14 protein-coding genes and 1 pseudogene are annotated in these 20,468 nt (G+C 72.5%); 1 reads left to right on the forward strand and 14 read right to left on the reverse strand.

Translation table 11 applies throughout. The annotated features are described in order from the left end of the window. Window positions 1–181: 181 nt before the first annotated feature. The 4 genes and pseudogenes from EAO76_RS15575 to EAO76_RS15590 all read right to left on the reverse strand — a co-directional run. Window positions 182–850: pseudogene (locus EAO76_RS15575) on the reverse strand (response regulator); the annotation flags it as partial. Continuing rightward, window positions 847–2,145 (reverse strand): sensor histidine kinase, encoded by a 1,299-nt coding sequence (locus tag EAO76_RS15580; RefSeq protein ID WP_262375495.1) that lies wholly within the window; start codon window positions 2,143–2,145, stop codon window positions 847–849. The gene EAO76_RS15580 and the pseudogene EAO76_RS15575, both read right to left, overlap by 4 nt. 127 nt (window positions 2,146–2,272) lie before the next feature. After that, the gene (locus EAO76_RS15585) at window positions 2,273–4,492 is read right to left on the reverse strand and encodes an MMPL family transporter (protein ID WP_148836547.1); all 2,220 of its coding nucleotides are present in this window, start codon (window positions 4,490–4,492) and stop codon (window positions 2,273–2,275) included. Window positions 4,493–5,042: 550 nt separating this feature from the next. Further along, window positions 5,043–5,666, reverse strand: coding sequence for a CAP domain-containing protein (locus EAO76_RS15590; protein WP_148836548.1), 624 nt, complete (start codon window positions 5,664–5,666; stop codon window positions 5,043–5,045). Between the two features lie 530 nt (window positions 5,667–6,196). Between EAO76_RS15590 and EAO76_RS47595 the strand changes: the two genes are divergently transcribed. Then, on the forward strand, window positions 6,197–8,587 hold the full coding sequence (locus EAO76_RS47595; protein WP_187438638.1) for a bifunctional serine/threonine protein kinase/MFS transporter: 2,391 nt from the start codon (window positions 6,197–6,199) through the stop codon (window positions 8,585–8,587). A gap of 60 nt (window positions 8,588–8,647) precedes the next feature. On the opposite strand, the gene EAO76_RS15600 is transcribed toward EAO76_RS47595, so the two are convergent. The 10 genes from EAO76_RS15600 to EAO76_RS15645 all read right to left on the reverse strand — a co-directional run bounded on the left by EAO76_RS15600 (window position 8,648) and on the right by EAO76_RS15645 (window position 20,026). Beyond that, window positions 8,648–9,580, reverse strand: coding sequence for an enoyl-CoA hydratase/isomerase family protein (locus EAO76_RS15600; RefSeq protein ID WP_262375496.1), 933 nt, complete (start codon window positions 9,578–9,580; stop codon window positions 8,648–8,650). Further along, window positions 9,577–10,707, reverse strand: coding sequence for a cytochrome P450 (locus EAO76_RS15605; protein ID WP_148836670.1), 1,131 nt, complete (start codon window positions 10,705–10,707; stop codon window positions 9,577–9,579). The genes EAO76_RS15600 and EAO76_RS15605 overlap by 4 nt, the downstream gene beginning before the upstream one ends. 338 nt (window positions 10,708–11,045) lie before the next feature. Then, a complete protein-coding gene (locus EAO76_RS15610) occupies window positions 11,046–12,437 on the reverse strand; it encodes a cytochrome P450 (protein WP_148836549.1) in 1,392 nt (463 codons plus the stop codon). Window positions 12,438–12,620: 183 nt separating this feature from the next. Then, window positions 12,621–13,211 carry an ATP/GTP-binding protein gene (locus EAO76_RS15615; protein WP_148836550.1) on the reverse strand — a complete coding sequence of 197 codons (591 nt, stop codon included), beginning with the start codon at window positions 13,209–13,211 and terminating at the stop codon, window positions 12,621–12,623. Further along, window positions 13,186–13,560 (reverse strand): DUF742 domain-containing protein, encoded by a 375-nt coding sequence (locus EAO76_RS15620; protein WP_148836551.1) that lies wholly within the window; start codon window positions 13,558–13,560, stop codon window positions 13,186–13,188. The genes EAO76_RS15615 and EAO76_RS15620 overlap by 26 nt, the downstream gene beginning before the upstream one ends. Then, complete coding sequence (locus EAO76_RS15625; protein ID WP_148836552.1) at window positions 13,557–13,967, reverse strand: roadblock/LC7 domain-containing protein; 411 nt, start codon at window positions 13,965–13,967, stop codon at window positions 13,557–13,559. The genes EAO76_RS15620 and EAO76_RS15625 overlap by 4 nt, the downstream gene beginning before the upstream one ends. Continuing rightward, complete coding sequence (locus tag EAO76_RS15630) at window positions 13,964–15,238, reverse strand: ATP-binding protein (RefSeq protein WP_148836553.1); 1,275 nt, start codon at window positions 15,236–15,238, stop codon at window positions 13,964–13,966. The genes EAO76_RS15625 and EAO76_RS15630 overlap by 4 nt, the downstream gene beginning before the upstream one ends. A 479-nt stretch (window positions 15,239–15,717) precedes the next feature. Further along, window positions 15,718–16,641, reverse strand: a complete 924-nt coding sequence (locus EAO76_RS15635; RefSeq protein ID WP_222872175.1) for a hypothetical protein — start codon at window positions 16,639–16,641, stop codon at window positions 15,718–15,720. A gap of 398 nt (window positions 16,642–17,039) precedes the next feature. Further along, a complete protein-coding gene (locus tag EAO76_RS15640) occupies window positions 17,040–19,298 on the reverse strand; it encodes an MMPL family transporter (protein WP_148836554.1) in 2,259 nt (752 codons plus the stop codon). 155 nt (window positions 19,299–19,453) lie between these two features. Continuing rightward, on the reverse strand, window positions 19,454–20,026 hold the full coding sequence (locus EAO76_RS15645; RefSeq protein ID WP_148836555.1) for a TetR/AcrR family transcriptional regulator: 573 nt from the start codon (window positions 20,024–20,026) through the stop codon (window positions 19,454–19,456). Between the last annotated feature and the right edge of the window lie 442 nt (window positions 20,027–20,468).

Below are 20,468 nucleotides of genomic sequence, written 5' to 3' on the forward strand. Positions count from 1 at the left end.
TCCCGGGGCCGCGGGGGCGGGTCGGACGGCGGGGGATGTCCGGGCGGTTCCCGGTCCTGCGGCGGGTACGGGGGATGCCCGGACGGTCCCGGGGCCGCGGGGGCGGGTCGGACGGCGGGGGATGTCCGGGCGGTTCCCGGTCCTGCGGCGGGTACGGGGGATGCCCGGACGGCTCCCGCTCCTGCGGCGGGTCCACCCGTACCAGGCCCGACTGGTAGGCCATGGCGACCAGTTGGGCCCGGTGACGGGCGCCCAGCTTCGTCATCGCGCGCCCGATGTGCGTGCGCACGGTCAGCGGGCTGACGTGCATCCGCCCGGCGATCTCGTCGTTCGACAGGCCCTCGGCCGCCTGCGCCATCACCTCGCGCTCGCGGGCCGTCAGGACGTCCAGGGCCCCGGGCGCGGCGACCCGGCCCTCGGGACGGGCGAGGTAGCGGGTGACCAGGGCCCGGGTGGCGGTGGGCGACAGCAGGGTGTCGCCCGCGGCCACCGTCCGGATGGCGTCCAGCAGTTCCTCGGGACCGGCGTCCTTGCCGAGGAAGCCGCTCGCGCCCGCGCGCAGGGCCCGGGCCACGTACTCGTCGATCTCGAACGTGGTGAGGATCAGGACGCGGGTCCCGCGCAGCGCCTCGTCGCGGCAGATCTCCTCGGTCGCCGCGATGCCGTCCGTGCCGGGCATGCGGATGTCCATCACGACCACGTCCGGCACGGTGGCGCGGGCCTTCTCCACCGCCTCCCGGCCGTCCGCCGCGACACCGACGACCTCCATGTCGTCGTTCGAGTCGATCAGCAGCCGGAAGGTCCCGGCCAGCAGCGCCTGGTCGTCGGCCAGCAGCACCCGGATGGTCATCGCGCCCTCCTCTCCTCGTCACCGTCGGCCCCGGGGAGCAGTCCTCCGGGCTCCGCCGTGTCCGTCGTCCCCGTCGGGTCCAGCGTCTCCGTCGTCCCCGTCGGGTCCAGGGGGAGTTCGGTGGTCACCTCGAAGCCTCCGCCCGGCCGGTGCCCGGCGGCCAGTCGGCCACCGGCGGACAGGGCCCGCTCGCGCATGCCGATGAGGCCGTAGCCCGATGTGCCCGCCGCGCCCGCCGCCGGGGGCGGCGGTGGTGTGTGGCCGTCGTCGGAGACGGTGAGCGTGAGCACCCGGCGCGCGTAACAGAGCCGGACCGAGGCCGTCGCGCCGCCCGAGTGCTTGGTGACATTGGTCAGCGCCTCCTGCACGATCCGGTACGCGGTCAGGTCCGCGCCCGGCGGCAGCGGCCGGGTCTCGCCCTCCACGGACACCGACACGGTCAGCCCGGTCTGCTCGAACGAGGCGATCAGCTCCGGCAGCCGGGCCAGCCCGGGGGCGGGCTCCAGCGGGGTCTCCGGGTCGCCCTCGCGGCGCAGCAGGCCCACGGTCGCCTTGAGTTCGCGCAGTGCGGAGGACGTGGTCCCGGCCAGCTGGTCGAGCGTCTTCTGCGCCTGGTCGGGCCTGCTGCGCAGCAGGTACGCGGCGGTGGCCGCCTGCGCGTGGGCGAGGGTGATGTGGTGCGCGACGATGTCGTGCAGCTCGCGGGCGATCCGGGTCCGCTCCTCGCCCACCCGCCGCCGCGCCTCCTCCTCGCGGGTGCGCTCGGCCAGTTCGGCGCGGGCCTCCACGGCCGCCAGGTGATCGCGCCGGGTCCGTACCGACTCGCCGACGGCGCCCGCCAGCAGGACGCACGCGAGGGTGCCGATCTGGTCGGGCCGCAACAGCGTGCCCTTGCCCAGGGCGACGGAGAGGGTGAGGAGGACGACGGCCACCAGGGCCGTGTACACCGAGGTCGTGCGCAGGTCCGTGTGCAGGGCCAGGAGGTAGAGGGCCACCAGGGCGGCACCGGCGACGCTGGGGCTGGGGTCGAAGCCGATGTGGCTGCTCATGGCGCCCAGGAGGCCGCCGCACAGCGCCGTCACCACGACCACCGTGCGCGGGAACCGGCGCTGCCCCAGCAGCAGGACGAGGGAGGGCACGAGGGCGGCGAGGGAGAAGCCGAGCGGCGGGAGGCGGACGATCCGGGCCTCGGTCAGGGTGCTGGTGAAGACCGCGAAGCCCCACAGCACCGCGGCCACCCCCGCGTCCACGGCCCGGGGATGGCGTCGGGCCCGCTGCCACCAGTCGGCGAACACGCGTCTCTTCCTCTTCCTTCTCTTCGTCCCGCTGCTCTCCGCGCGGACGTGCTTCCGTGCGCTCGTGTCCATGGTCGCCGACCCGGCCGTCCTGCCGCGCGGGCGGACGGCCGGGCCGGGGCGCGGCTCACACGCGCACGGGACCGGGGGCGGGTTCCGTCGCCGGTGCGGGCACCGCGGCCCCGCCGGTGGTCAGTGCCTCGCCCTCGACGTCCACCCGGGGCAGGACCCTCTCCAGCCACTTGGGCAGCCACCACGCCCGGTCGCCGAGCAGGGCGAGCACGGCCGGCACGATCGTCATCCGCACGACGAACGCGTCGAACAGGACGGCCGCGGCGAGACCGACGCCCATCATCTTGATCATCGGATCGCTCATCCCGATGAACCCGGCGAACACCGCGATCATGATGACGGCCGCGGCGCCGACGACCCGGGCGCTGTGCCGGAACCCGGTGACGACCGCCGCGCCGGGCCGCTCCCCGTGGACGTACGCCTCGCGCATCCGGGTCACGAGGAAGACCTCGTAGTCCATGGCCAGCCCGAAGACCACGCCGATCAGGAAGATCGGCATCATGCTCATCACGGGCCCGGTCTGCTCGACGCCCAGGGCGTCGGCGAGCCAGCCCCACTGGAAGACCGCGACGATCGTGCCGAAGGCCGCCGTCACCGACAGCAGGAAGCCGAGCGCCGCCTTGAGCGGGACCAGCAGCGAGCGGAAGACGACCGTCAGGAGCAGGAAGGCCAGGCCGACGACGAGCGCGAGGTAGGGGACCAGCGCGCCGGTGACCTTCTGCGACACGTCGATGTTCACCGCGGTCGTGCCGGTGACCAGCATCGTCGCACCGGTCTCGGCCCGCAGACCGCGCGCCTCGTCACGGATGGTGCGGACGAGGTCGGTGGTCTCCTCGGAGCTGGGGCCGGTGGCGGGCACGGCGGTGAGCACCGCGGTGTCACCGGCCGCGTTGAAGGCGGGGGGCGTGGTGGCGACGACGCCGTCGGTGGCGGCGAGCCGCTTCGCGGCCCGCGCCGCGGCGGCCTTCGGGTCGGCGGAGCCCTTGGCGTCGACGACGACGGTGAGCGGGCCGTTGAAGCCGGGGCCGAAGCCGTCGGCCAGGGCGTCGTAGGCGCGGCGCTGGGTGGTCGAGGTGGACTTCGCCTCGTCGCCCGGCATGCCGAGCTGGAGGTCGAGCGCCGGTACGGAGATCAGGCCGAGGCCGAGGACGCCGAGCACCAGGACCGCGAGCGGCCGGCGGATCACGAAGCGGGCCCAGCGGGTGCCCGCGCCGGGCCGGTCGTCCCCGGTCCGCCGCGCGTGGCCGCCCCCGGCGGGGGCGCGGCGCGCGGCGCGCGGCAGGACGGCCCGGCGGCAGAAGCCGAGCAGGGCGGGCAGCAGGGTGATCGCGACGAGTACGGCGATCACGACGGTGCCCGCGGCGGCGAGGCCCATCTTCGTGAGGACGGGGATGCCGACCACGGCCAGGCCCGCCAGCGCGATGACGACGGTGAGGCCGGCGAAGACGACCGCGGAGCCCGCCGTGCCCACGGCCCTGGCCGCGGCCTCCTCGGCGTCGTGGCCCTCGGCGCGTTCGGTGCGGTAGCGGGAGACGATGAACAGGGCGTAGTCGATGCCGACCGCGAGCCCCAGCATCAGGGCGAGCGTGGTGGTCGTGGTGGACATCCCGATGGCGACGATCGAGGCCACGCCCACGCCGATGCCGACGATCGCGGTGAGCAGCGGGAGGCCCGCCGCGGCGAGCGACCCGAAGGTGATGAGCAGGACGACCGCGGCGGCGGCCACCCCGACGAGTTCGGTCGTGCCGCCCAGTTCGTTCTCCGGCACCAGGGCCGTACCGCCGAGCTCCACGGTCAGCCCGGCCTCCCGCCCGGCCTTCGCGGTGTCCTCCAGCGCCTCGGTGGTGGCGTCGGTGAGGTCGGTGTTCGGTACGTCGTAGGCGACGGTGGAGTACGCGGTCCTGCCGTCCCGGCTCACGGCCCCGGGCGTGCTGAACGGATCGAGGGCGGCCTTGACCTGGTCACCGGCCGCCACGTCGGCGACGATCCGCTCGACGGCCGCCCGGTTCGCGCCCGCGGTGACCTTCTGCCCCTCGGGGGCGACGAAGACGATACGGGCCTCGGCGCCGTCCGAACCGCCGCCCGGGAAGCGCCGGTCCAGCAGGTCGAACGCCTTCTGCGACTCCGTTCCGGGCATCGAGAACCCGTCCTCGGCGGCGGTCGGCGCCTTGACCGCGGCGAATGCGCAGGCGGCCAGGACCACCGCCCAGAGCAGGGCGACGAGCCGGCGTCTCCGGAAGGAGAAGCGGCCCAGTCGGTGGAGGAAGGTAGCCACGAAGCGGCGCTCCAGTCTGGATCGGGCGACAGGACGGCGGCGGGTGTGCCGCGCTCCGGCGGGCCCGCGGCCCTGCCGGAGGAATGCCTCGATCCTTCGTGAAGCGGGACGTCATCGTCGTCGTGCGCCCGCATGCACTCGTCCGTACTGTCGTTGCAGTACGCGGCCGGCCCGCCCTGCTCCCGGGACAGGACGGAAGGGCGTGCCGCATCCGCCCGGGGCTTTCCGTTCCTCCGGCTTTCCGCTTCTCTCCTCCGGCTTCCCGTTCCTCCGGCTCTCCGGCTCTCCGGGTCCGGCGTCAGGCTCCGGGGGCGGTGGCGTTTCCGGTGGTCCCGGTGGTCCCGGTGGTCCCGGTGGTCCCGGCGGTCCCGGCGGTCCCGGCGGTCCCGGCGGGCAGGGTGGGCATGATCGCGCCGTGGCGGACGAACTCCCGGTGCAGGGCGATCCACGCGGAACGGCGGGGCGGTCCGTACGGTTCCGCGGGCGATCGTGGGGGAAACTCCCGTGGAACCGTACGGAGTTGATCGGTGCGAGGGTCGTACGGGGCCGATCAGCGGGCCGTGCCGAAGTCCTGGGTCCAGTAGTCGCCGGGGCCGGCCAGGCCCACGCCGATCTCCTTGAACGAGCAGTCGAGGATGTTGCGCCGGTGGCCGGGGCTGTCCATCCAGCCCGCCATGACGCTCTCGGGGGTCTCGTGGCCGTGGGCGACGTTCTCGCCGTACGCGCGCCACTCGTAGCCGGCGTCCGTGATCCGGTCGCCGGGCGTCGAGCCGTCGGAGCCGGTGTGGGACATGTTCCGGTGCGCGGCCATGTCCTCGCTGTGGGCCCGGGCGGCCTTCGTCAGCTCGGAGTTCAGGGTCAGCGGGGAGCAACCAGCCTTGTCGCGCTCGCCGTTGACGAGGGCCAGTACGCGGGCCGCGGCGGGGGAGGTGGTGGCCGGGGTGCTCGTGGCCGGGGTGCTCCCGGCCGGTGCGGCGGGCTTCGGCGCGCTCGCGGGCACGGTGGGGGCCTTCGGTGCGCCCCGGTGCGCGGTGTGGCGCCAGGAGGTCTCGGCGGCCGGCTTCTCGTGGGGGTCGAAACAGGCCATGGCGACGGAGGGGATTCCCACGGCGCCCAGGGCCAGGACGCCGACGGCTATCCGCCGGCCGGGCCTCTTCCTGCGGTGCTTCCTCATGTGTGACCTCGCTCGGTGTTCGCGGGCCCGGCCCCGTGCGGCCGGTCCCGCGCAGCTTCCGCGCCCGGCTTCGGGCGCCTTGCGGTCGTCATTGTTGGAAGGCCCCCGGAACGGGGCAACAGGCGGAAGTACTACCCCGGCCCGTAGTCCGGCGCGGCGCTTGAAACGGGCGCGCGGGCGTGCTGGTGGGGTGCGCCGGGGCCCCGACGGGCACTGTCGCCCCGTCAGCACCGTTCGCACACCCACGGAACGGCCACGACCGCCGGATGGCCCGGAGTACTGCCGGAGCATGTACGGACATGGCTCCACCAACGCGGACAAACGCCACCGCTCCACCGGGGGTGCCGTCTACTAACCGGCGAGCGGAACACCGGAAACCCCTGTGGCCGATGTCACTGGCGACGGCGCGGTGGGGCGGCAGTGCGGTGAGGCGTCGGCGCGACGGCGCGGTGGGGCGGGAAATGTTCGCGGCGGCGTCGATCTCCTCCGTTTCTCCCCCCGCGGCGGACGGCCTTCGCTAGATTCCTGCCGTGATCCCACTGGCCGCCGAAGATCCCGCGCACATAGGCCCCTACCGCCTCATCGCCCGCCTGGGCGCCGGCGGCATGGGGCTGGTCTACCTCGGCCGCTCCGAGGTCGGCCGTACGGTCGCGGTCAAGGTCGTACAGGCCGAGTACGCCGCACAGGCCGAATTCCGCAAGCGCTTCGCCCGCGAGGTGGCGGCGGCCCGGCGCGTGGGCGGGAACTGGACGGCGGACGTCCTGGACGCCGACACCGGGGCCGAAGTGCCCTGGGTGGCCACCCAGTACGTGCCCGGACCGGACCTGACGACGGTCGTCGCCGACGACTACGGCCCGCTGCCCGAGCACTCGGTCCGCGTCCTCGCCAACCGCCTCGCCCTCGCGCTGCGGGCCGTGCACGAGGCGGGGCTGATCCACCGCGACCTCAAGCCGTCCAACGTCCTGGTGACCGTGGACGGGCCGCGGGTGATCGACTTCGGCATCGCACGCGCGATGGACAGCCTGGCCGGCGACAGCCTGCACACCCGCACCGGCATGCTGATCGGCTCGCCCGGCTTCATGTCCCCCGAACAGGTCCGGGGACGGGAACTCACCCCCGCCAGCGACGTCTTCTGCCTCGGCGCCGTCCTCGTGTACGCCGCCACCGGACGCCTTCTCTTCGGCGCCACCGAGACCGGTCTGAGCGCCCACCTCTTCCAGATCGCCGAGGACGAGCCCGACCTGACCGGCGTACCGGAGTCCCTCGTGGATCTCGTACGCGCCTGCCTGGACAAGAACCCGGCCGGGCGGCCCACCCCGGCGGAGATCTCCGCCCGCACCGGCGGGGACGACGGCGGCGTATGGCTGCCCGGGGAGGTGCTGGCACAACTCGGCCGCCGCGCCGCCCAGTTGCTCGACTACGTGCCTGCGGCGCGGGCCGAGGAACCCGCCGCCGATCCCGTGACGCGGACGGCCCCCGGCACCCCTTCCGCGCCACCCGGCACCCCTTCCGTGACCCCCGCGTACACCCCGACGGCCCCCGGAGAACCCTCCGCGTCCCCCGCGTACACCCCGACGGTCCCCGCCCCGGCATCCCGCCGCCCCCGGGGACTGGGGGTGATCGTGCTGGCACAGCTGGCGGTGCTGTTCGAAGCGGCGAGCGGCAACGAGTTCCACTCCCACGGCGAGCGTTCGGTGCTGTCCTACGCCTTCGTGGTCGCCTTCGTCGGGTTGCTGCTGCCCGGCGGCCACATCGCGGACCTCGTGGGGCGCAGACGGACGCTGATCATCGGCCTGATGGGCTTCGCGGCGTCCGTCCCGCTCGCCGCCGCGGCCCAGGGCTCCTCCCTCTCCTCCGACACGCCCGCGGCGGTCCTGTCCCGCGTCCTGCAAGGCGGTTCCGGCGCACTCGTGACGGCGGCGGCGCTGGCCATGGTGGCCACGGGCTTCACCGAGGCGAAGGAACGGAACAGAGCCTTCGGCCTCTACGCCGCGGTCGGCATCTGCGCCCCGGTACTCGGACTGCTCGTGACCGGCCCCCTGGGCCTGCGCTCGGTACCGATCGTCGGCCTGCTCCTCGCCCTGGCCGCTCTGACCTGCGTCCGCGTCCTGCCGAACGACCGCCCGGACCGTACCGGCGCCCGTTTCGATCTGCCCGGGGTGCTGCTCGGCTCCCTCGGGCCGGCCGCCCTCGCCTACGGTCTCGCGCTGCCCCCCCGGGCCCACTGGGCTTCCCTGCAGGTGATCCTCGCGCTCCTCGGCGGTCTCGCCCTGCTCATGTCCTTCCTGTGGTGGCAGGGCAGAACACCGACCCCGCTCCTCCCGCCGCACACCCTCCGGGACCGCAGCCGCCTGGGCGGCTTCCTGACCATGTTCCTCGTCGGCATCGGCATCCTCTGCCTGATACCGCCCCTGGCCGTCATGACGGGCGACGAGTTCGCCCCCTCGTGGCCCCTGTTCGGCCTGCCGATGCTGCCCATGTTCGCCGCGGTCGTCATCGGCGCCACCCAGCTCTCCCCCCGCCTGCTGCGGCGCGGCATGCCGCCCCGCCGCGTCGTCGTGGCGGGCCTGCTGGTCACGCCGCTCGGACTGGCCCTGGGAATCGTCGCCATCGGGGCCGACGCCCCGTACCCGGTCCTGCTGCCCGGCGTGCTCGTCGCGGGCCTGGGCATCGGGCTGGTCTTCACACCGCTCTTCGCCACCGCGACCGCCGATGTCGTCCCCCGGTACTCCGGCACGGCGGCGGGTGCCCTGGTCATGGTCCAGTTCGTGGGGCAGGAGATCGGCACGGCGGTGTACCGCACCCTCAACGGCCCTCCCTGGTGGGCGGTTCTCTGCCTGCTCCTCGCGAGCCCGGTCGCCGGCCGGATGATGACGACCGGGTCCCAGGTCCCTCCCCGGAACCAGGGCGTTTCCTCCTGAGGGCGGGCCGTTCTTCCCCGGGGCCCTGCCGCCTCCGAGGGCTCACCGTCTCCCGGGGCCCTACCGCCGCCGGGTGGCCGCGGCGACGGTGGCCATCAACTCCGCGTCCAGCACGGCCGGATCGGCCAGCCGGGTGGGGGCCGCGTAGGAGTTCAGCAGGGCCTTGGTGACGCGCAGGGCGGCCTCGGGGCGGCGGACGACGGGCTTCGCCCACTCCATGACCGCCGCGTCGAGCCGGTCCTCGGGCACGACGCGCTGGAGGATCGACAGCGCGTGCGCCTCGGCGGCGTCGAAGGCGCGCCCGGTCAGGATGAGTTCGCGGGCGCGGGCGGCCCCGACCTCGTGGATCAGCCGGGGCAGCAGACCGCCCCAGGCGGTGGGCAGCCCGAGGGCCAGCTCCGGCAGCCGGAAACCGGCGTTCTCGGCACCGACCCGCAGGTCGCAGGCGAGCGCCAGCGCCAGGCCCGCGCCGATCGCCCTGCCCTGGACCCGGGCGATGGTGACGGCCTGGCTGGTGGAGATCGCCTCGCAGACCCGGCGGGCCTTGTCGCCCGCGATCCGGATGCCCCGCCCGGTGGGGTCCTCGTCGAGCCAGTCGGCGAACTCGTCGCGGTCGCCGCCCAGGCAGAAGTCGTCCCCGGCCCCGCTGAGCACCAGCACCCGCACGTCGGGGTCCGGCACCGCCAGGACCGTCAGCAGCTCGTCGAGCATCGTCTCGGTGACCGCGTTGCCGGTGGCGGGGGAGTTCAGCCCGATGTGCAGGACGGGGCCCTCGCGCCGGACGTCGAGGACGCGGGGCCGCTTGCGGGAGGAGCGGCGGGAGGCGGGCCGGCGGGCCGTGGTGGAGCGACTGCCCGTGGACCGGCCGCCGGCGGCGGACCGGGTGCCCGCGGTGGACCGGGGCTCGGCGGTGGACCGGGGTTCGGCGGTGGACCGGGGTTCGGCGGCGGACTTGCCGGCCGTGGAGCGGCGTTCGGTGAGGGAGGGCTTCATACCGCCACGCCCAGCGAGGTGACCCGCCGGAAGACCAGCCGGGACGCGTAGACCGCGGGAGAGACGGTGCGCAGGGTGGGGAAACGGTTCAGCAGCTGGGTCAGCAACGTGCGCGCCTCCAGGCGGGCGAGGGCCGCGCCCAGGCAGTAGTGCACCCCGCCCCCGAAGGTGAGGTGGGTGCCGGTGCGCCGGATGTCGAAGGTGTCCGGGTTCTCGTTGCGCCGAGGGTCGTGGTTGGCGGCCCCGTACAGCACGTGGACCATGCTGTCCTTCGCGATCGGGACACCGGCCAGCACCGTGTCCTCGGCCGCGATCCGGGTGTTGATGTGGATCGGCGGGTCGTACCGCAGCACCTCGTCGACGGCGGAGTCGATGTGCCCGGGGTGCTCCGCGAGCCACTTCCACTGGCCCGGTTCCTTCAGCAGCAGCTCCACCATGGCCGACAGCAGCGTCGCGGTGGTCTCCAGCGAGGCGATGGTGACGAACATGGTGAGGCGGTAGAGGATCTCGTCCGCCCGCTCGCGGTCGGGCTCCCGCGCGTCCCAGGTGTGGATCCAGCCCGTCAGGACATCGTTGCCGGGCCGCTCCCGGCGGCTGCGCACCATCTCCGTGAAGTACGCGCGCAGCCGGACGGTCGCCTCGGCGGACACGGCCAGCTGCTCCTTGGTGGGCAGCAGTTCCTGGGCGTGCACCTGGTTGTGGGTGATCTCCAGGATGTGGGGGTAGTCCTCGGGCGGTATCCCCAGCCAGCTCCCGATGGTGCTGATCGGGAGCTGCTCGCTGACCGTGCTGACGAAGTCGGCCTCGCCCCAGCGCATCTTGTCGGCCAGCTCGTCCAGGAGCCGGGTGACGTGCCCCTCGACCTGCGGGGTCAGGCGCTGGACGGTCGACCGGTCGAAGAGGTTGCCGAGGCTGCGGCGCTGGCAGGTGTGCTCGGGGGCGTTGAGGCGGGAGAGGGTCTTGGTCATCTCCCGTGTCGCGACCGCTTCCCAGCGCTCGGTGTCCGCCTGGCGTTCCTGCCAGGCGAAGTCCGGAGCCAGCCAGTTGCGGCCGCGAAGCACCTCGCTGCACGTGTCGAAGCCGGTGGCGAAGTACGCGTCCCAGGGTGCGCGCACCACATCGCCCATGGCGCGCAGCGAGGCCAGTACGGGGTAGGGATCCGCCTGCCCCTCCGGCGACCTGAGGCGTCGCAGGAGGGGGATGAGGGCACGGCGGCCGTCACGGGGTCCGGGTTTGCCACCTATAGCGCTCACGCAGAGTTCCTCGTACTTGGCTCCTGGTTACCGGCAGAACCTACCCCTCCATATGTGGCAACCATGCGTGGATCGCTGTTGTCCCTATCACAGACAAAGGCCCGCCCGGCCCCTTGTCATATGTCGGGCGTGTCCTCGACTTCCTCCGGAACCACCGCTCCTGACGGCGTGAAACACCGGTTTGTGCGGACAAGTCCCCCTGCCCGCGCGGGTCAGGCGCGGAAGACGTCCAGGAAGGAACTCCACCAGCCCTTCGCCTTCTTCGGCTGCTGGGCGTGGCCGGGCTGCGGCGCGGGCACCTCGCCCGGCACGGTGATTCGGGGCGAAACGGGCGTGTGCATCGCCGTCGTCCTGGCGCCGCGCGCCGGGCTCGGGCTGAACCGGACCGGCAGCGACACCAGTGCGCGGTGGAACGGACCCGGCCGCCATTCGATGCCGGAGGGCGACACGGCGAGGGTCAGATCGGGCACGGTGTTGAGGATCTTCTCGATCGCGGTGAGGGCGATGAGCTGCGCGGGGGACTTCGCCGGGCAGACGTGCGGACCCGCGCCCCAGGCCAGATGGGCGCCCTTGCTGAGGGTCTGGCGGGCGTCGGTGAGCGCGGGATCGCTGTTCGCGGCGGCGAAACTGATCAGTACGGGGGTCTCCGCCCGCAGCGTCGTACCGCCCAGGTCGACGTCCTGCACCGGGTAGTGCGTGGCGTAGTTGGCGATCGGCGGGTTGTTCCACAGCACGTCGTCGAGGGCGTCCTCGACCAGCATCCCGGTGCCCCGCCGCTGCTCGGAACCGGTGTCGCTGGACAGCATGAGCAGCAGCGCGTTGGCGATCAGGTTGCGCTCCGGCTCGATGCCCGCGCCCATCAGCATGACGAGCTGGTCCTTCAACTCCTCGTCCCGCAGCCCCGCCGGGTGCTGGATGAGCCAGGAGGTGATGTCCTCGCCGGGCTGGCGCCGCTTGAGCGCGACGAGTTCCATCAGGCACTCGGTCAGCTCGTCGTTGGCCCGGAGCACGTCCTCGCCGTCGAAGATGGCGGACATGCTGCGGGTCAGCCGGTCGCCGATGTCACCGGGGCAGCCGAAGAGCTGGTTGAACAGCAGCAGCGGCAGCAACTTGGCGTACTCGCCCAGCAGGTCGGCGGTGCCGCGCTCGATGAACTGGTCGATGAGGTAGTCGGCGATGCGCTCCACGTCCCGGCTGAGCCGGGTGGTGTTGAGCCGGCTGAGGCTCTCGGTGACCGCCTTGCGCAGCCGCAGGTGCTCGGTGCCGTCCGTGAACAGGCAGTTGGGCCGGTACGCCATCATGGGCAGCACCGGGCTGTCGAGCGGTACGCGCCCCTCCCGCAGCGCGGCCCAGCGCCGCGCGTCCCGGGCGAAGAAGGACGGGTTCTGCAGCACCCGGAGCGCGGCCTCGTGCTGCACGATCAGGGTGGCCTCCACCCCGGGCGCGAGCTCGATCGGGGCGGCGGGGCCGTGCACCCGGAACGCGTCGTACACGCGCTGCGGGTCGGACGCGAACTCCGGCCCGTAGAGCGACGTCTGCCGCTCCCCGTGCATCGGGCACCCGGTGGGGGCGCCGTACGGGGTGGCTCCCGGCGACGAGTCCATATGTCATTCCTCGATGTGGGTCCGGGTCCCGCGGGACCCGGAGGGTGGACGGAAAAGGGGCCCGGACCGCCCGTACGGGCGGAACGGGCGGGACGGGCGGTGGACGGAAACGGGGCCGGACCGCCCGTACCTGCGGGACGGGCGGTCCGGGGCGCCGGGCCGGCTCCCGCCGGCCGGGCCCCTTCAGGCCACGCGGGTCAGAAGGTGCTGGACCAGGGTGATCAGGGCCTGTGCGGACGACTTCTCGTCCCGGGCGTCGCAGTACACGACCGGGGTGTCCGGCAGCAGGTCCAGGGCCTCGCGCAGCTCGTCCTCGGCGTGCTGCGAGTACGGGTCGAAGCTGTTCACCGCGACCGCGTACTCCAGCCCGTACGTCTCGACCAGGTCGATCACCGGGAAGGTGTCGGCGAGACGGGCCGGGTCGACGAGCAGCAGCGCACCGAGCGAACCGCGCGCCATGTCCTCCCACAGCTCGACGAAGCGCTGCTGTCCGGGCGTGCCGAACAGGTACAGCACCAGCTCGTCGCTCAGCGTCAGACGCCCGAAGTCCAGCGCGACCGTCGTGGTCACCTTGTCGGGCGCGCCCCGCAGGTCGTCGATGTGGGCGCTCGCCTGCGTCATCCGCTCCTCGGTGCGCAGCGGAGTGATCTCGGAGAGGGTGCCGATGAGCGTCGTCTTGCCCACGGCGAAGTGTCCGACGACCAGGATCTTCGCCGCACGCCGCACCGCGTCCGGCACATAGATGCTCTCAGCCGAACCGGACGTGGAGTCCATGCAACACCTCTTCGAGGATCTTCCTGTCAACGAGCTGAGCCGGCGGCGGCGCCTTGCGGCGCATCAGATGACCCTGTTCCGCTAAGTCGTTCAGCAGCAGCCGGGCCACTCCGACCGGCTGGCCGAGATGGCCCGCCACCTCGGCCACCGACAGGTAACCGCCGGAGCACAGCTCCCAGATCGCCCGGACCTCCGGGCTCGCGTTGGCCGGCGGCTGCCGGTCCGGCGCGATGGTGACCAGGGTGACCAGGGAGAGGTCCCCCGCGTCGGGCAGACCGCGCCCGCCGGTGATCACGTAGGACCGGACGAACCCGCTGTTGACCGACTGTTCCTCGCCCGGCGTCGTCATGCGTCTATTCCCGCCCCCGCGTTGTGGCGGGGAGGTGTGGTCATCGCCTTCCCCAGCGCCGTGACCTGCTGCTGCATGCGGAAGGACATGGCCTCCATGTCGACGTCGGCCGCCGCGGCGGCGGCCAGGTAGGCGCCGGAACCCGCCGCGATCAGGAAGATCCAGCCGTGCTCGTACTCCAGCAGCGTCTGGCGCCAGCGGCCCGGGGTCCGGTCCCCGATGAAGGGGGCGACGGCCCGGCTCAGCGACTGCATGGAACTCATGGCGGCGGCCACGGTCTCCGCGTCGTCCCGGCCGATGGAACTGGAGCTGGCCAGCAGCAGGCCGTCGGCGGAGACGAGGATGGCGTGCCGGGCGCCGGGTACCTGGATCACATCGTTGAGTACCCAGGTCAGGTCGGGGTTCACGGGAACTCGGGTCCTTCCGTCGTCGTCATGTCGCGCCCGGACCGCGTTCCGCGCTGGAACGCGCCCAGGCGGGAAGCGGTCTCCTCACTGCTGCGCGCCGGGCCGGGTTCGGCCGACGGCACCACCGAGACGGGGCTCTTGCGACGACGCTTGGGCAGGCCGCCGGCGGTGGTGGGCATCGCTCCGGCAGGCCCGGCAGGCCCGGCGGGCTGCGGGGTGGCGATCGGGTGGGAGGCCGGCGGGAACAGCGGGGTCGGGGACTGCGCGGGAACCGCCCGGTCGGGGGCGGACTGCGCGGGCGCCTGGCGCCGGGGGAACGCCGCCACGTCCGCCTCGTGGTGGACGGCGGCCGGGGGAGCGACGGGCACGTCGTTGGTGAGCAACTCGTCGGGCAGCAGGATCACCGCGCGCACACCTCCGTAGGGGGACACGGAGTCCACCGAAACCCTGAAACCGTAGCGGGCGGCCAGCACGCCGGAGACGGCGAAGCCGAACTGCGGGGGAATGCCCAGACTGGAGACGCTGATCGCGGCCTGCGGCGCGAGCAGTGCCGCGGCACGGTCCTTCTCCTCCTGTCCCATGCCGAGGCCGGCGTCGTCGACGATGATGCAGACGCCCTTCGGCACGGCCTGGATGTTGATCTCCACCGGGGTGCCGGGGGCGGAGTAGTTGGTGGCGTTGGCCAGCAGCTCGGCGAGGACGACCGCGACGGGCTCCACGGCCTTGCTGACGACCGAGAAGTTCACCTGCCCGTTGATCCGCACCCGGTCGAACTGCCGGATGCGGCCCTGGGCGCTGCGGGCCACGTCGAAGACCGAGGCGACGGTCTCCCGGCGCCCGAGCCAGCCGCCGCACAGCACCGCGATGCCCTGCGCGCGGCGCCCGAACTGGCTGTTGGCGTGGTCGACGGCCATCAGGTCGGCGAGCATGCCGGGGTCGTCGCCGTGCTTCTTCTGGGCGTTCTCGATGACCACCTGCTGCTCGTCCGCGAGCCCCTGGAGGGTGCGCACGGCCGCCTTGAGGACGGCCTTGGTCTCCTCCTCGGCGTCCCTGCGGACCTCGGCCAGCTCGGAGGAGTGGCGGTGCGTCAAGGTGGTGTGGGCCATGTGCAGTTCATCCCGGTTGCGCTGCAACGCATCACGGTCGGCCCGGATTTCGGCGTTCTGTCTGCGCAGTCCGATATTGATCCTGCGAGCGCGCAGAACGGCACCCACGGCGATCAGCGCGACGACAACCAGTGCCCAGAAAAGAGGGCCCTGTGCAAATGTCATGAAACTCACTTCAAGTGCCATGGCTAGGGAAACGGCTCTGCGCTCCCTCGTGCGTCGCATGTCCCGAGCTGGTCGAGCCCTTGCTTGCGCCACCCAAGGAAGGCCCCTCCGGATGTGTGGCCGAGGAATTCATCCCTCCCGGAATGCCCCCATATGCCGTCAGCCCACTGGAAGTAAGATGATCTTAACATCGGCCAGACAGTCAATTGTCAAGACCGACGCGCCAGTTGCACGCTTGACTCTGAATGTTCACAACCAGTGGCGGTTTTCCCACGCCGGTGGTAAAGCGGCCGGGGCTTCACGGGTGAACTGCTCGTGAAGCCCCGGTCGCATTTCACATTTCACGTGTCGCACGTCACGTGTTGGGTGTCACGAGTCGTGTGCCGCGTGCCGCGTGTGCGAGGTGTGCCGGTGTGGCACGTGTCAGGTGCCGGGTGTGCTGTGCTCCGTGCCGGTGCGGCACGGAAGGTGTCGAAGGGTCAGGACTTGACCAGAGTGATCTGTGCCGTGTTGTCACCGGCGTTCACGGTCGCCGGGTAGTCGCGGTCGTCCGCCTTGCCGAAGCCGCGCAGCAGGGCGGTTCCGGTGCGGAAGGAGACGCCGGGCTCCATCGCGGTGGCGGGGATGGTGACGCTCCACGGGACCGGGGCGCCGGGGACGCAGTCGACGACCTCGTCCTCGTACCGGCCGACCGCCTCGCCGGTCTTCTGGGTCTGCGCGACCAGGCCGGAGAGCGCGATGCGGGCCGGCTTGTTGCAGGTCGCCGTGGAGCCCACGGTGACCGCGCCGCTCTTGGTGTCGAGCCGGCCCTCGGGGTCCAGGCCCAGGCCGATGGCCAGTTCGGCCGGCGGCTCGGCGGTGCGGGCGTGGACCTCGCCGCGCAGGGGCAGCGCGGAGCCGTCGCAGTACTGCTCGAAGGTGACGTCGAGCTCGCGGATGTAGCCGTAGGGGCCGTAGGAGATGTGGGAGACGGTGAAGGAGCCGGTGCTGGTGGTGCACCAGCGGTCGTCCGCGCCGAACTCCAGCTTCGGGTCCTCCGGCCGGGCGTCGGGCCGGCGGGAGGCGTTGGTGTAGGTGGTGCCCTCGGTCAGCTTCCGGCCGTCGGGGGCCTGGAGGCGGAGGGACCAGCGACGGCCCTCGGGGGTGACGATCGTGACGCCCGCGGCGTTCTCGTCCGTGGGGCCGGTGACGTCGAACATCTCGACCGAACCCGCCGCGAACTGCTGGGACTGCCCGTCCGAGACGAACTCGCCGGGCTCGCCGGTGAACGAGAGCGCCCCCGAGACCGCCTCGTGGGCCTGCGCGGTGCCCGACAGCGGGGCCGCCACCACCGCCAGGGCCGCCGCCGTGAGGACGGCCGCCGCACGGGCCGCCCCGCGTCCCGCCATGCTGCTCTTCAACAAGGTTCTTCCTCCGTGGGAGCACTGCCCGTCCCGGTGGACCGGGACGGGGTCGTACGCGCGCCGCCGGACGTTCGGTGCCGGACGGGCCGGACCTGTGGGGGCGGCCGGGGGCGCTCTCGTTCACCGGCGAGCCGCCCTGGCGGTGGTGGCGGCCCCGCTGTCGGGCACCGCGCAGGCCCACTCGGACCCGGCCCGGATCGGGAAAGAGACTCCGGGGCCGCGTCCCGCTCGGACGCGGCCCCGGAGTCTCTTTCCCGATCCGGGCCGGGTCCGAGGGCCCGTTCAGACCCGGCCCGAGGACCCGGGGCCTGCTCAGACCCGGCCCGGAGGCCCGGCCCGAAGGCCCGGAGGCCCGGCCCGAAGGCCCGGAGGCCCGGCCCGAAGGCCCGGAGGCCCGATCAGACCCGGGCCAGCTCGCGCTCGTCCTCGGCGTCGCCGCCGGGTCCGCGGCCCTCGGCGGACGTCTCGCCGAGCTGCTCGCGCAGCTTCTCGCCCTCCACGTCCACGTTCGGCAGGATCCGGTCCAGCCAGTTCGGCAGCCACCAGGCGCGCTTCCCGAGCAGGGCGAGGACCGCGGGCACGATCGCCATCCGGACCACGAACGCGTCGAAGAAGACGGCGATGGCGAGCGAGAAGCCGATCATCTTGACCATCTGCTCGCTGGAGCCGATGAAGCCGGCGAAGACCGCCATCATGATCACGGCCGCGGCCGTCACCACCCGGGCGCCGTGCCGGAAGCCGGTGACGATCGCCTGGCCGGGCTTCTCGCCGTGGACGTACGCCTCGCGCATCCGGGTCACGAGGAAGACCTCGTAGTCCATGGCCAGACCGAAGACCACACCCACCATGAAGATCGGCATCATCGACATGATCGGGCCGGTCTGCTCCACGCCGAAGAGCGAGCCGAGCCAGCCCCACTGGTAGACCGCGACGACCGCGCCCAGGGCCGCGACGACCGAGAGCAGGAAGCCCAGGGCCGCCTTCAGCGGCACCAGCACCGACCGGAAGACCAGCATCAGGAGCAGGAAGGCGAGGCCGACGACGAGCGCCAGGTACGGCAGCAGCGCGTCGTTCATCTTCTGCGAGAAGTCGATGTTCATCGCCGTGGAGCCGGTGACCAGGACCTCCGCGCCGGTGTCGGACTTGATGCCCTCGCCCGCGTCACGGATCGAGTGGACGACGTTCTCCGTGTCGACGGAGCTGGGCCGGTCCTTCGGGATGACGGTGATCATCGCGGTGTCGCCGGCCTTGTTGAACTGGGCCGGGGTGACGGCGACGACGCCCTTGATGCCGGAGATCTCGTCGGAGACCTGCTTGGCCGCGGCCTTGCCGTCGGAGCTCTTCGCGGTGTCGACGACCACCATCAGCGGGCCGTTGAAGCCGGGGCCGAAGCCGTCCGAGAGCAGGTCGTAGGCGCGCCGCTGGGTGGTGCTGGTGGGCTGGGAGCCGTCGTCGGGCAGGCCCATCTCCAGGGAGGCGGCCGGGATGGCGACCGTGCCGAGGCCGATGACGCCGATCAGCAGCACCCACACCGGCCTGCGCAGCACGAACCGCGCCCAGCGGGTGCCCATGTTCGGCTTGCCCTCGGTCCCGGCCGAGGTCCCGGACGGGGCCCCGTCCGGGACCTCGGCGGCCTTGCGCGCCTTGCGGCCCATGACCCGCTTGCCCGCGAAGCCCATCATCGCCGGGACCAGGGTGAGCGCGATGAGGACGGCGATCACGACCGTGCCGGCCGCGGCGAAGCCCATCTTCGTCAGCATCGGAATGTTCACGACCGCGAGGCCGGCCAGCGCGATGACGACGGTGAGACCGGCGAAGACCACCGCGGACCCGGCCGTGCCGACGGCCCGCCCGGCCGCCTCCTCGCGCTCCCGGCCCTCGGCCAGCTCGGCGCGGTAGCGGGAGACGATGAACAGCGCGTAGTCGATGCCGACCGCGAGGCCGATCATCATCGCGAGGATGGAGGTGGTGGAGCCGAGGTCGAGCACGTTCGCCAGCGCCGTGATCGTCGAGACGCCGACGCCGACGCCGATCAGGGCGGTGAGCAGCGGCAGCCCGGCCGCGACCAGCGAGCCGAAGGTGATGACCAGCACCACCGCGGCGACCGCGACGCCGATGATCTCGGTGGCCCCGGTCTCCGGGATCACCATGAGCGCGTCGCCGCCGATCTCGACGGTCAGCCCGCTCTTCTGCGCCGCGTGGCCCACGTCCTCCAGGGACTCGCGGGTCCCGTCGGTCAGCTCCATCGAGGTGACCTTGTAGGACACCGAGACGTACGCCGTGGACCCGTCCTTGCTGACGGCACCGGCGGTGTACGGGTCGGTGACCGAGGCGATCTGGTCCGAGCCGGACTTCAGCTCTCCGACGACCTTGTTCACCTCGGCCTTGTTGGCCGGGTCGGTCATCTTCTCGTCGCCGGGTGCCTTGAAGACGACCCGGGCGGTCGCGCCGTCGGCGCTGGCTCCGGGGAAGCGCTGTTCCAGCAGGTCGAAGGCGCGCTGCGCCTCCGTGCCCGGTATCGAGAAGGAGCTGGAGGTGGCGGTGGAAGCGGAGGCCGCGCCGAATCCGGCGAGCGCCAGCAGCGCCACCCAGACCAGGGCGACGTAGCGGCGGCGCCGGAAGGCGAGCCGTCCGAGTTTGTAGAGGAATGTGGCCACGGGGGCGTACTCCCGGTCAGGTCGTATGGGTGGAAAAGGGCGTGTGGAGCCGGCCCGACGACGAGAGCGGCGTGTCAGGTGGAGCGGGGAGAAGGCCGTGCGAGGGGAGGGAACCGGCCTCGCGGGGAGCGGGGTCGGTCCGGGGAATCGGTACCTCAGACTCCGAGAGCGGGGAGAACCACGGAGTCGAAGTAGTCGATCAGGAACGCCTGGTCGACGGAGCGGTCCTCGACCAGCAACCGGGCGGCGAAGGCGCCGATCAGCATGTGTGACACGTATTTCAGCGCCGGATTGTCCGGACGCACCTCGCCCCGGTCCACGGCTCGGCGCAGCAGTTGGTCGAGGCCGGTCATCTCCGGCTCGATCAGCAGCTCGTGCAGGGCCTTGTGCAGATCGGGATTCTCGTGGACGGCATGGCTCAGACCCCGCATCAGCGCGGAGTCCTTCTCCATCTGGCAGTCGTCGGTACGACTCAGCGCGGCGTGGAAGTCTCCGCGCAGCGAACCGGTGTCGATCTCGTGGAGGGACACCGGCTTGTTGTGCCGCAGAGCCTTGACGACCAGCTCGGGCTTGCTCCCCCACTGGCGGTAGAGGGTGGCCTTGCTGGAACGGGTGCGGGCGGCGACGGCGTCCATGGTCAGGGCGTCGTAGCCGACCTCGCGGAGCAGGTCGAGCACGGCGGCGTACATCTCGTCCTCGCGCTCGGGCGTGAGCCTGGTGCGCGCCATGTGCCGGCCTCCTGTCCTGGGGTGCGTGCGCGGGTGTCCCGGTGTGCACGCGGGTACTTCGGGTGCGTACGCGGGTGTCTCGGGGTGCGCACGCGAGCCTCGCCGGTCGACTCGAACACCAGTCGCCCGAACGAAACTGTTTCGTACACCTCGACGGTACTCGCCCCTCCAGCGAAACGAAATCGTTTCGCTTGTGTTCCGCGCCACAGCCCGCGTCACGGCCCGCGTCACGGCCCGAGTCATCCCCTCAACCACCCCCCTCGCCGCGGCCCGAGCCGGCTCCTCACGAAACTGTTTCGTACACCTCGACGGTACTCGCCCCTCCAGCGAAACGAAATCGTTTCGCTTGTGTTCCGCGCCACAGCCCGCGTCACGGCCCGCGTCACGGCCCGAGTCATCCCCTCAACCACCCCCCTCGCCGCGGCCCGAGCCGGCTCCTCAC

The organism is Streptomyces sp. sk2.1 (genome assembly GCF_008120935.1).
Lineage (GTDB): Bacteria > Actinomycetota > Actinomycetes > Streptomycetales > Streptomycetaceae > Streptomyces.

Excerpts from the sequence above, each read along its gene's own strand:
- EAO76_RS15590 (WP_148836548.1), bottom strand. The coding sequence starts at position 5,666 with ATGAGGAAGCACCGCAGGAAGAGGCCCGGCCGGCGGATAGCCGTCGGC.
- EAO76_RS15600 (WP_262375496.1), bottom strand. The coding sequence starts at position 9,580 with ATGAAGCCCTCCCTCACCGAACGCCGCTCCACGGCCGGCAAGTCCGCC.
- EAO76_RS15605 (WP_148836670.1), bottom strand. The coding sequence starts at position 10,707 with ATGGGCGATGTGGTGCGCGCACCCTGGGACGCGTACTTCGCCACCGGC.
- EAO76_RS15610 (WP_148836549.1), bottom strand. The coding sequence starts at position 12,437 with ATGGACTCGTCGCCGGGAGCCACCCCGTACGGCGCCCCCACCGGGTGC.
- EAO76_RS15615 (WP_148836550.1), bottom strand. The coding sequence starts at position 13,211 with ATGGACTCCACGTCCGGTTCGGCTGAGAGCATCTATGTGCCGGACGCG.
- EAO76_RS15620 (WP_148836551.1), bottom strand. The coding sequence starts at position 13,560 with ATGACGACGCCGGGCGAGGAACAGTCGGTCAACAGCGGGTTCGTCCGG.
- EAO76_RS15630 (WP_148836553.1), bottom strand. The coding sequence starts at position 15,238 with ATGACATTTGCACAGGGCCCTCTTTTCTGGGCACTGGTTGTCGTCGCG.
- EAO76_RS15645 (WP_148836555.1), bottom strand. The coding sequence starts at position 20,026 with ATGGCGCGCACCAGGCTCACGCCCGAGCGCGAGGACGAGATGTACGCC.